The sequence below is a fragment of the Providencia rettgeri genome (assembly GCF_013702265.1).
Lineage (GTDB): Bacteria > Pseudomonadota > Gammaproteobacteria > Enterobacterales > Enterobacteriaceae > Providencia > Providencia zhijiangensis.
On sequence record NZ_CP059348.1, the window covers coordinates 2700967 to 2713765 of the forward strand.

8 protein-coding genes are annotated in these 12799 nt (G+C 45.2%); 7 read left to right on the plus strand and 1 reads right to left on the minus strand.

Annotation, left to right across the window (positions count from 1 at the left end; translation table 11 throughout):
- The first annotated feature begins 184 nt into the window (after window positions 1-184).
- The 7 genes from H0913_RS12375 to H0913_RS12405 all read left to right on the plus strand — a co-directional run bounded on the left by H0913_RS12375 (window position 185) and on the right by H0913_RS12405 (window position 8582).
- Complete coding sequence (locus H0913_RS12375) at window positions 185-811, plus strand: response regulator transcription factor (protein ID WP_154639216.1); 627 nt, start codon at window positions 185-187, stop codon at window positions 809-811.
- Between the two features lie 47 nt (window positions 812-858).
- Complete coding sequence (locus H0913_RS12380; RefSeq protein WP_154639215.1) at window positions 859-2385, plus strand: MASE1 domain-containing sensor histidine kinase; 1527 nt, start codon at window positions 859-861, stop codon at window positions 2383-2385.
- Window positions 2386-2491: 106 nt separating this feature from the next.
- Window positions 2492-3817 carry an MFS transporter family glucose-6-phosphate receptor UhpC gene (uhpC, locus tag H0913_RS12385; protein WP_154602660.1) on the plus strand — a complete coding sequence of 442 codons (1326 nt, stop codon included), beginning with the start codon at window positions 2492-2494 and terminating at the stop codon, window positions 3815-3817.
- Between the two features lie 27 nt (window positions 3818-3844).
- The gene (locus H0913_RS12390; protein WP_154628982.1) at window positions 3845-4876 is read left to right on the plus strand and encodes an ABC transporter substrate-binding protein; all 1032 of its coding nucleotides are present in this window, start codon (window positions 3845-3847) and stop codon (window positions 4874-4876) included.
- Between the two features lie 260 nt (window positions 4877-5136).
- Window positions 5137-7215: an ABC transporter permease gene (locus tag H0913_RS12395; protein ID WP_154602658.1), complete on the plus strand. Its 2079-nt coding sequence runs from the start codon at window positions 5137-5139 to the stop codon at window positions 7213-7215.
- Window positions 7216-7231: 16 nt separating this feature from the next.
- Window positions 7232-8272: a ferric ABC transporter ATP-binding protein gene (fbpC, locus tag H0913_RS12400; protein ID WP_154602657.1), complete on the plus strand. Its 1041-nt coding sequence runs from the start codon at window positions 7232-7234 to the stop codon at window positions 8270-8272.
- A gap of 130 nt (window positions 8273-8402) precedes the next feature.
- Entirely contained in the window at window positions 8403-8582 is a 180-nt protein-coding gene (locus tag H0913_RS12405; protein WP_154602656.1) for a hypothetical protein, read from the plus strand.
- A 113-nt stretch (window positions 8583-8695) separates the two neighbouring features.
- Here H0913_RS12405 and purL read toward each other — a convergent pair whose 3' ends face one another.
- A complete protein-coding gene (gene purL, locus H0913_RS12410) occupies window positions 8696-12583 on the minus strand; it encodes a phosphoribosylformylglycinamidine synthase (protein ID WP_181477342.1) in 3888 nt (1295 codons plus the stop codon).
- Window positions 12584-12799: the final 216 nt, after the last annotated feature.

Sequence of the window (12799 nt, forward strand, 5' to 3'; positions counted from 1 at the left end):
ATTTTATTTGATGGCAAACTCACTTCATCCCCAAATAAAATATTGCCATCCTATTTATTATCGCTATGATCCTGCGCGTTTCATTTCTGATGTACGTCAGAATTTTATGTTATTCCGCTAGCTTATCCATCCCTATATTGATATAAGACTGGCAAATGGTCTCCTACTTACTCTTAACATTACAATGATAAAAATAGCCCTTATTGATGACCATATTGTTGTTCGCTCCGGTTTTGCCCAATTACTGACGTTAGAACCTGACATTAGTATTGTGGGGCAATATGCGAGTGCGCAAGAAGCATGGCCACACCTAATTAGCCTCGATATTGATGTGGCAATTATGGATATATCAATGCCAGATGAGAGCGGTTTACAACTGCTAACCCGTTTACGTAAAAAAAAGCCCGAGTTTCGTACCATTATTTTAAGCATCTATGACACCCCTGCTTTTGTGCAAAGTGCACTTGATGCTGGCGCCAGTGCCTATCTCACCAAATGCTGCGGACCTGAAGAATTAGTCCAGGCGGTACGCTCTGTTCACCAAGGTGGATGCTACCTGTGTGCTGATGCAATGCGAGCCTTGCGCCAAACACCGCAACAAAAACAAGGTGTTCAAGAGCTCACTAACCGTGAGCGCGAAGTCTTTGATTTACTGGTGGCAGGTCTCAGTGTGAAAGTCATAGCCGAACAATTAAACCTCAGCCATAAAACAGTGCATGTACATCGCGCGAATGTTCTCGGGAAATTGCAATGCGAAAACACCATTGATTTAGTGCACTACGCCTTAGAACACAACATCATTTCTCGATAGACAGACTTTCTTTCCAGTAAGGTAACGCCCTAACAAGGTAAATAGTAATGAACAAAGCGGCTCGTTTAGGATTACAGTCTCTATTCCTATTATTTACCTACTCACTGATTTGGGTGGGATTATGGATCATCGGCTTTTATCTCAGCCAAAATAGCTTCCAAGCCACCCTATTTCTACCGCAAGCCTTACGCCTCACCTTGATGATCCTCTTATGGCGACGCTACTGGCCAACCGTTTTACTCGCTGAAGGGCTGCTGACCTACTGGCTTGCAGAAGAACAATTACTCACTCAACCTATTTTGCTGTTATCCCCAATATTGAGCCTGCTGGTTGCGATGGTTATCCAAAATATTTGGTGGCGATATACACTTTATTGGCAAAGACTTATTTTGTTACTGGCTGGTGTGGCCGCCAATAGCATACTCAATGCCTTACTGTTTGGGCTTTTATCTCAATATTCCATTAGCCAATTATTCTTAACCACATTCACAGGTGGAATTCTCCTCTCCCCCTTTGTTTATCTTATCTATGAATACTTGCATGAGCAGCACTATCATATGCTGCTCGACTACGGAACCACGGATAAGCAATTACGCACTTCATTGATTATTTGGTGTTTTCTTTTCTGTCTCGTCGGCTTAAGTGCCCAAATTTTCTTTGCCCCTGAAATTGAGCAACTGATTGTTTTATTGGTCTTTATTCCCAATATTTTTATGGCATATCGTTATGGCTGGCAAGGCGGTGTATTATCCGCATTACTGGGAAGCTTAATCATCACCTTTGCAAGACAGTTCCAAGGTGCTTTTGATGATCTCCAAGAGCTACAACTCTTTTTAAGCTCTCAAGCCCTGATTGGTATTGGATTAGGTATTGCAATCAGCCGCCAAAAGCAACTCTCAAGTAACTTACAACGCTACCGCCAGCGATTAGAAGAAGAGCTTCATGCCCGTCGTGATTTAATGCGCCAATTAGTCCACACCGAAGAAGATGTGAAGAAAGATATCGCTCGTGAACTTCATGATGAAATTGGACAAAACATTACCGCGATCCAAATCCAATCTATGTTGGTGAAAAAAACCGCGGCTAACGATTTAAGCTATAACGCTGCTAGTCAAATTAACGAGCTGGCACTACAGATCCACCAAGCCACCCGCCATCTATTGCGCCAATTACGTCCGCCTGTACTCGATGAAATGTCCCTTGAAAACGCACTCACCCATTTAATTGGTGAATTTGCTTTTAAAGAAAACAATATTCAATGTGACTTTCATTACGGATTAACTGAAACCCCAGCCAATGAAACAGTGTTATTCACCCTTTACCGTTTAGTTCAAGAGCTACTGAACAATATCAGTAAGCACGCCAAAGCCACAAAAATCCACATCTCACTAAATCAACATGGTGACTCGATACAGCTAATTGTTGATGATAATGGTGTGGGCATCCCCTTTAGCAAACGCACATCAGGCTTTGGTTTGCGTGGAATTGAGGAGCGAGTCAGAGCCTTAGGTGGCGACTGGACGCTAACGACCCAAAGTGGTACCAAAATAATTGTTAACTTGCCCACATTTTGAAATGAAATAATGAAAAACTAGGAATTATTCTTAGTCTCCTAATACCTTATCTCATCCTTTTATTTAAAAACTTCATTACATTCTGCCAAACGGGAGAAACACAATCATGACGGGTACAAGCAAACTGGATCTGGATAACAATTACCGTTTCTGGCGTCGCCGCCTGATGTTTTCCATGATCATCGGTTATGCCGCTTTTTACCTTACCCGTAAAAGCTTTAATTTTGTGATGCCCGTTATGCAGGCAGAACTGTTTTTAGACAAAAGTGATATTGGTTGGATCGCCTCAGCATTTTACCTTGCGTATGGTCTATCCAAGTTTATATCCGGTATTTTCCATGACATTACAGGCTACCGTTGGTTTATGGGGGTTGGTCTCGTAATGACAGGGATCCTCAATATCATTTTTGCCTACTGTTTATCGTTCCCTGCACTGTTAGTCGTTTGGACGTTAAACGGATTTTTCCAAGGCTGGGGTTGGCCGCCCTGTGCTCGCATTCTCACTCATTGGTACTCACGTAATGAACGGGGCTTTTGGTGGGGACTGTGGAATATCTCCATCAATCTTGGAGGAATGGCGCTACCGCTGTTAGCGGCATTGTTGGCGACCCATTACAGTTGGCAGATGGCGCTGATCGTACCGGGAATTATTGGGGTTATTTTAGGATTATGGCTATGCCGCCAGCTCCGAGGGACGCCCAAAGAAGAACATTTACCCACGGTAGGACAGTGGCGACATGATGCATTAGAGTTACGCCAAGAGCAGCTTTCTCCCCCACAATCCATGTGGGTGATTTTAAAACAAACCATTGTGTTTAACCCAATGATTTGGCTGCTCGGTTTCACCTACATTTTGGTTTATCTCATCCGTATTGGGATAAACGATTGGGGAAATTTATGGCTAACCGAAACACACGGAAGCAATTTATTAAGTGCCAATGCCACGTTAGCGCTGTTTGAATTAGGTGGTTTATTGGGCGCACTGTGCGCGGGTTGGGGTTCCGACCTCCTGTTTCGAGGACAACGCGCACCGATGATTTTGCTGTTTTCCTTAGGTCTATTCGTTTCTGTGAATGCCTTATGGTTAATACCAATTCATCACTACGGGCTATTAGCTGCATGCTTCTTAGCCAACGGTTTCTTTGTATTTGGACCACAGATGTTAGTCGGTCTAGCTGCTACAGAATATTGTCATAAAAAGGCAGCTGGAACGGTAACGGGTTATCTTGGATTGTACGCTTATCTAGGGGCGGCAATCGCAGGATGGCCGCTCTCTCAGGTGATTGCCAATTATGGTTGGTCAGGGATGTTTACCTTACTCGCCAGTGCAGCTGCTTTGATGGGGCTACTACTGATGCCTCTTTTGATTGCCAATGTCAGCAAAAGAGAGCATTTAGCCGGTGCAGTTTCACCGACACATAATAATAGTTAATCCGAAAACGTGAATAAAGGACTGACAATGAAACTTAAGACTCTCTCTACACTCGTTGCAGCAGGCTTATCTCTTGCCGCTATTACAACCACTGCAAACGCAGCGGGTCGTTTAGTGGTTTACTGTAGTGCGACCAACGCGATGTGCGAAGCGGAAACGCAAGCATTCGCCAAGAAATACGACGTTAAAACCACGTTCGTTCGCAACGGTTCCGGCAGTACTTTAGCGAAAATCGAAGCTGAAAAACGTAACCCACAAGCAGACGTTTGGTATGGCGGAACCTTAGATCCACATTCACAAGCAGGTGAAATGGATCTGCTTGAGCCGTACAAATCCCCTAACCTGTCTCAAATCATGCCGCAATTCCAAGATCCAGCTAAACGCAAAGGTAACTACTCTTCTGCGGTTTACATCGGTATCTTAGGTTTTGGTGTGAATAAAGATCGCTTAAAAGAGAAAGGGTTACCAGTTCCTACTTGCTGGAAAGACCTGACTAAGCCTGAATATAAAGGTGAAATTCAAATCGCAGATCCACAAAGTTCAGGGACTGCCTACACTGCATTGGCAACTTTTGACCAACTGTGGGGTAACGAGCAAGCCTTTGATTACCTGAAAAAACTGAACGCGAACATCTCCCAATACACCAAATCAGGTATTGCCCCTGCACGTAACGCAGCTCGTGGCGAATCTGCTATCGGTATCGGCTTCCTGCATGACTACTCTTTAGAAGTTGAAAATGGTGCGCCATTAGAGTTAATCGCGCCATGCGAAGGTACAGGCTATGAAATCGGCGGGATCAGTATTCTGAAAAACGCACGTAACATGGACAACGCAAAATTGTTCGTGGATTTCGTTCTGTCTAAAGAAGCCCAAGAACTGAGCTGGAAACAAGGTCAATCCTACCAAATCCTGACTAACACCACCGCAGAGTCTTCTCCACTGTCTCTGAAACTCAAAGACTTAAACTTAATCAACTACGATATGGATAAATACGGCGATGCTGAAGTCCGTAAGAATCTGATCAACAAGTGGGTTACTGAAGTTAAAATGAGTAAATAAGATATCGAGTGCGGCGCCTGTCGCCGCACTTTACCTGATTTGCTCACGTAGGACTCGCGAGCTTCGCGATTTAGTGTATTAGCTACTTACTATAAAAAATGATGCCAAATCAAAGAGTGTCTGCACCACGCAGACGGCTCCAGCTTGGCTCACTCATTAGAACGATAATATTAATTAAGTTTAAAATTATTTTCGTTATAAATCATGACATTAAACTAATGATTAATTAACTCAATAATAATAAACTTAGGGGAAAAACAATGCCTCAGACCTTAACCCTAACAGCCTCGAAGAAAAAGGACAGTATCTTCCTTTGGATTCTGATAGCTTGGCTGGGCTTCGCTCTGCTACCCTCATGGAGCCTCGACTACGGCTTATTCGACTCAACCCAAGATGAGATCTTAGCTGCGTATGGCTGGAGCAGTGTCAATATTAGTTGGCTATGGTATTTATTGCCTTCTATCTTACTGTTAAGACCTATTACACCGGCTGATCGTAATCAAAAATCTCGTCACTATCTTGATATCGCGGTTGCCGCTATCACGGCGGTTCTCGTCATTATTACTGCCTATTTAGAGGGTAAGGGATTAGGCTATTCCGCCATCACCTTATTTATCGCCCTTGGTATGATAATGACCCACGCCCTGACTCGTTTAGAGTGGCTGGGTGGCGACCAATTTGTTATTGGCTCCCTTATCACCGTCGTCGCACTGATTGCGCTATTTATCGTCTTTCCCAGTGTGGCAATTTTTATTCCGATGTTTACTGACGGGAACGGAGATTTTGCACCATTTGCATTTGTGGCTATTTTAACCCAGTCGCATATTGTTCAGGTGATTATCAATTCCATATTCCTCTCGTTAGCAGTGGGTGTTGGCTGTACTTTCTTTGGTCTGATCCTCGCAATTTACACCACCCGAATTGCTAAGCGTTCTGCGATTATTGGTCGCGTATTCTCGATTTTACCGATTGTGACCCCGCCGTTTGTTGTTGGTTTAGGCGTCACCTTAATGATGGGTCGCTCTGGCTATGTTACTGAATTTTTAGCCACTTACATGGGGCTAGAAAATACTAACTGGCTATACGGCTTTACCGGTATTTGGTTAGCACAGGTTCTCGCGTTCACCCCGATGTCCTTTATGATCCTCGATGGCGCGATTAAAACTATTCATCCATCACTGGAAGAAGCGTCATACACCTTACGCGCTAACCGCTACCAAACATTCTTCAACGTGTTTATGCCACTGTTGAAACCTGCACTGGCGAACGCCTTCTTAATCGTGATTGTGCAATCCCTTGCCGACTTCAGTAACCCGTTAGTATTAGGGGGTAACTTCGACGTTCTGGCGACACAAATCTATTTCTATATCACCGGTTCCCAGCTTGATTACCAAGCGGCCAGTACGTTAGGTGCTTCCTTACTTGTCTTCTCATTGCTGGTTTTCTGTGTGCAATACATGTGGATTGGTAAACGCTCTTACGTCACCGTTTCCGGTAAATCTTACCGTGGTGATGTTCAGCCGCTGCCAGTTTCATTAGTCGCTACAGTAACCACTATTCTGGGTATTTGGGTGGCGTTTAACGTCTTACTGTACGGTAGCATCTTCTACGGAAGCTTCACGGTGAACTGGGGCGTGGACTACACCTTAACACTGGACAACTTTATCAAACTGTTTGGCCAAGGTTTTGATGATGGCGCATGGCCGTCGCTGTTAGATACCTTGTTATATGCGGGTATCGCTGCACCAATCACCGCGATTTTGGGTCTGCTTATCGCGTATATTGTGGTTCGACAAGATTTCCGTGGTAAGAAAACCATCGAATTTACCACCATGTTGTGCTTTGCCGTACCGGGTACGGTGGCTGGGGTTTCTTACATCCTCGCCTTTAACGATACACCATTCTATTTAACCGGAACGGCGGCGATTGTGATTATCTCCATGACCATGCGTAACGTACCTGTGGGTATTCGTGCAGGTATCGCGGGGTTAGGCCAAATTGACAAATCGTTAGATGAGGCTTCCCTCAGCTTACGTGCAGGTTCAATGAGGACAATTTTCCACATCCTACTGCCATTATTACGCCCAGCGATTTTATCGGCACTGATCTATAGCTTTGTCCGTGCTATCACCACCGTGAGCGCCATTGTGTTCTTGGTAACGCCAGACACCCGCGTTGCGACGGCGTATATCTTGAACCGCGTTGAAGATGGTGAATACGGTGTGGCGATTGCTTACGGTTCTATTCTGATCGTGGTCATGCTCGCGATTATCTTCTTATTTGACTATTTAATTGGCGAAGCCCGTGTTTCACGTTCCAAAGCCAAAAATGCACAGTAATCATGGAGTCACTGACATGACACAGAAAAGTTTCGTTGAATTAAAAAATATAACTAAGCGCTTTGGCGACAATACGGTCATTGACGATTTAAGCCTTTCCATCCCACAAGGGAGCATGGTCACTCTGCTAGGGCCGTCTGGCTGTGGTAAAACCACCGTGCTGCGCTTAGTCGCCGGTTTAGAAAAACCAACGGAAGGACGCATGTTTATCGATGGCGAAGATGTCACCGACCGCTCTATTCAACAGCGCGATATTTGTATGGTTTTCCAATCCTATGCCCTCTTCCCGCATATGTCGTTAGGGGATAACGTAGGCTATGGATTGAAAATGCTCGGCTTGCCGAAGGCTGAAATCAAAAAACGTGTAGAAGAAGCGCTGGAGCTCGTGGACTTAGCAGGTTTTGCAGACCGTTTCGTTGACCAAATTTCCGGTGGGCAACAGCAGCGTGTTGCACTGGCTCGTGCTCTGATTTTAAAGCCGAAGGTGCTACTATTTGATGAGCCCTTAAGTAACTTGGATGCTAACTTACGCCGCAGCATGCGTGAAAAAATCCGTGAACTGCAACAGCAATTTAATATTACCTCACTGTACGTGACCCACGACCAGAGCGAAGCTTTTGCAGTTTCAGACATGGTTCTGGTAATGAACAAAGGTAAGATCATGCAGTTAGGTTCACCACAAGAATTGTACCGCCAGCCTGCTTCCAAGTTTATGGCGAGCTTTATGGGTGATGCGAACATTTTCCCAGCCACACTCAGCAGCGATTCCGTGGATATCTTTAATTATCGTTTACCGCGCCCTGCGCAGTTTATGACAGATAAAACCCAAGTCACTGTCGGTGTTCGCCCTGAAGCCATCACATTAAGCAAGCAAGGTGAAGATAGCCAACGCTGTACCATCACTCATGTGGCATATATGGGCCCGCAATATGAAGTCACGGTAGATTGGCATGGTCAATCGATGCTATTACAGATCAACGCAACGCAGCTGCAACCGTCTGTCGGCGAAGATCTTTATTTGCAAATCCACCCATACGGGATGTTTATTTTAGAATAAAGATTTTCTGTTTTAGGTATATCTTAACCGCCCGATTGGGCGGTTTTTTTTAAGCAAAAAATAGTCATAGTTGATACCATAAGCCTGAAATAGTGTAATTTTTGAACTTTTACTCATGCGAGGCTATATCATGAAAAATAATAAAGCCCCTCACCCGCAACATATTCTAAGCAAAAAACTATCAACTCGACGAATCACTAGAGGAACAAAAACAATTATAGAATTATTATCGGACTTGGATTCTAATGAAATAAAAGAACTCAATCTTCACCATGATGATTCTCAACCTATCGGAAATGAATTGATTTAAATACTCGCTATCAACCTTTTATATAATCATCTTTAATAAAAAAACACCCTATAAATCAAGCGACTTATAGGGTGTTTTGTTTTTAGCTCTAAATTAAAACAGACGTTTTAATCTCAGCCTAATTGCTTACGTGCATTACGGAAAATGCGCATCCATGGGCTATCTTCACCCCAGTTTTCTGGGTGCCAAGAGTTGCTTACCGTACGGAATACACGCTCAGGGTGCGGCATCATAATAGTCGCGCGACCATCCATTGATGTTACTGCCGTAATCCCATTCACAGAACCGTTCGGGTTCGCTGGGTATTGCTCCGTCACTTGACCGTAGTTATTCACAAAACGCATTGCCACCAGCGCGTTATTTTCTAACTGAGTTAAGTGAGCAGGTGCACGAGTTTCTACTTGGCCTTCACCGTGAGAAACCGCAATCGGCATACGCGAACCCGCCATATCTTGCAGCAGTAATGATGGGCTGTTTGCAATTTCCACTAAGCTGAAGCGCGCTTCAAAGCGCTCTGAACGGTTACGTACAAAGCGAGGCCAATACTCAGCACCAGGGATCAGGTCATGCAAGTTAGACATCATCTGGCAACCATTGCATACACCTAATGATAAAGTGTCTGGGCGGTTGAAGAAGGAGGCAAACTCATCACGAACACGGTTATTGAACAGAATGGACTTCGCCCAACCTTCACCCGCGCCTAATACGTCACCGTATGAGAAACCACCGCATGCCACTAGCGCTTGGAACTGTTCAAGAGACAAGTTACCCGCCAGTAAATCACTCATGTGGACGTCGATAGCATCAAAGCCTGCACGATCCCAAGCCGCTGCCATTTCAACATGGGAGTTAACCCCTTGCTCACGCAGCACAGCCACTTTAGGACGAACGCCAGACGCGATATACGGAGCAGCAATATCCTCTGCGATATCGTAAGTCAGCTTCACATTCAGACCCGGGTCTTGATTGTCTTTCTTCGCTTCATGCTCTTGATCTGCGCACTCTTCGTTATCACGCAGGCGCTGCATCTGCCATGTGGTTTCAGCCCAGCACTCACGCAGAGCACTACGGGAACCATTGTAAACGACCGTATCACGGCTATTAATGATCACCGCATCGTCATGAGTTGCAGAACCAAGATAGTGAACGCAGCCTGCTAAGCCCGCATCGGTAAAACATTGCTCTACATATTGACGATCCGCACCTTGGATTTGGATCACCGCGCCCAGCTCTTCATTGAACAACGCCGCTAAAGTGTCTTCATCAAATGAACTGATATCCACGTTAATACCGCAGTGACCCGCAAATGCCATTTCCACTAATGTGACAAACAGCCCGCCATCAGAACGGTCATGGTAAGCCAGTAATTTCTGCTCAGATAACAGTTTTTGGATGGTATTAAAGAAACCTAACAACAACGCTGGATCACGGACATCTGGCGCTTTATTACCTAACTGACGGTAAACTTGTGCCAGTGCAGAACCACCAAGCGCATTGTGACCTTGACCAAGGTCGATTAATAACAAGCCGTTATCTGCCGTAGTTTTCAGTTCTGGCGTGACCGTTAGACGAACATCTTCAACACGACCAAATGCACTGATAATCAATGATAATGGCGACGTCATTTCACGCTCTTCACCATTTTGCTGCCAGCGAGTCTTCATTGACATTGAGTCTTTACCCACTGGGATTGTCAAACCTAACGCTGGACACAGCTCCTCACCAACCGCTTTAACCGCTTCGTACAAGCCCGCGTCTTCCCCTGGGTGACCCGCTGCAGACATCCAGTTAGCAGACAGCTTCACGCGCTTAAGGTCTTGCACATAAGAACAAGCTAAGTTGGTCAGTGCTTCACCCACCGCCATACGCGCAGAAGCGGCAAAATCCAACAGTGCCACTGGCGTTCTTTCGCCAATAGACATTGATTCACCATAATAGCTATCCAAACTTGCGGTTGTCACCGCGCAGTCAGCGACTGGGATCTGCCATGGACCAACCATTTGGTCACGAGCAACCATTCCCGTCACAGTACGGTCACCAATAGTGATTAAGAAGGTTTTTTCTGCCACAGCCGGTAAATGCAGAACACGCTTAACAGCTTCAGTTAAATCGATAGCGGTTCTATCCAGTGATTCAGGCTCGGCTTTCAGTGTCGTCACATCACGCAGCATCTTCGGCGTTTTGCCCAGCAATACATCCAGTGGCATGTCGATAGGCTGGTTGTCAAAGTGCTCATCATTAAGGGTTAAATGACGCTCTTCCGTTGCTTCACCGATCACAGCAAATGGCGCGCGTTCACGCTCACAGATCTCTGAGAATAAGGCGAGTTGCTCTGGCGCAACCGCCATCACATAGCGCTCTTGGGATTCGTTGCACCACACTTCCAATGGGCTCATCCCCGGCTCATCATTCAGAATTTTACGCAGTTCAAAGCGACCACCACGACCGCCATCGCTCACCAATTCAGGCATTGCGTTGGATAAACCACCCGCGCCAACATCATGAATAAACAGAATTGGGTTTTTATCGCCTAGCTGCCAACATTTGTCGATCACTTCTTGGCAACGACGCTCCATTTCAGCGTTGTCACGTTGAACAGAAGCAAAATCAAGATCCGCCGCAGATTGACCAGATGTCATGGATGATGCTGCCCCGCCCCCTAGACCGATATTCATCGAAGGGCCACCGAGAACGATTAGCTTAGCGCCAACAGTAATTTCGCCTTTTTGAACGTGATCTGCACGGATGTTACCAATACCGCCTGCTAACATAATTGGCTTATGGTAACCCCGTAATTCTTCACCATTATGGCTATTGACTTTCTCTTCATAGGTACGGAAATAACCTAATAAAGCGGGACGCCCAAATTCGTTGTTAAATGCCGCACCGCCTAAAGGACCTTCCGTCATAATATCGAGTGCGGTCACAATACGCTCTGGCTTGCCAAAATCTTCTTCCCAAGGTTGCTCAAAACCCGGAATACGTAAGTTGGAAACGGAGAAGCCGACTAAACCTGCTTTTGGTTTTGCACCGCGACCTGTCGCGCCTTCATCACGAATTTCACCACCAGAACCAGTTGCAGCTCCCGGCCATGGAGAAATTGCCGTTGGGTGGTTGTGGGTTTCCACTTTCATCAAAATATGTGCATCTTCTTGATGGTAACGATAAGTACGTCCATCTGGCTCAGGGAAGAAACGACCCACTGAAGAGCCTTCCATTACTGCCGCATTATCTTTATAGGCAGACAGAACGTGATCTGGCGTTTTTTCGAAAGTATTTTTGATCATTTTAAACAGGGATTTTGGCTGTGTTTCCCCATCAATAATCCAATCCGCATTGAAAATTTTATGGCGGCAATGCTCTGAGTTTGCTTGCGCAAACATATACAGCTCAACATCCGTTGGGTTACGTTTTAACCCTGTGAATGCCTCTAATAGATAATCAATTTCATCGTCAGCTAACGCTAAGCCCATCTCTTTGTTAGCAGTATCGAGTGCTTGGCGTCCGCCTGCGATAATATCAATCACTTTCATTAGGGCAGGCTGCTGCTGAACAAATAGCGCTTCGGCTTGTTCAAAAGAGGTAAAAACCGTTTCCATCATGCGGTCATGTAACAGACTGATGACCAGATCCCACTGCTCGCTTGTCAGTGAGTCGGCTTGAATATAATAGGCAACGCCGCGTTCAATACGTTTAACCTGTGTTAAGCCACAGTTATGCGCGATATCCGTTGCTTTAGAAGACCAAGGAGAGATAGTTCCTGGGCGTGGGGTGACTAAAATCAGTTTTCCAAATGGCTCATGCTCTGCCAGAGAAGGACCATATTTTAACAAACTACTCAGTTTACCTTGCTCACTGCCACTTAATGGGGCTGATAGCTCAGCAAAATGCATATATTCAGCATAGATATCCGTTACAGGGAGCTGTTTTTCGGCAAACAGCGCCAAAAGGCGGGTAATACGAAATGCTGATAGTGCCGGTGAGCCACGCAAAATTTCCATAGTCTTAAATTCTCTCTTTTAAACGCCAGCCCTGATCATGAAAGCAGGGAAACCGGAGTCCATTATAGAGCAATGTTCATCAATACGAAACCGTTTGCGTGACTAAAAATAGAGCGATTAGTTAAATATTAATATGTGCTAAATACGATAATATTAGTTGCACCGACCATCACTGTTAGAGCAAAATACGAAACCACTGGATTTATAACCATGATT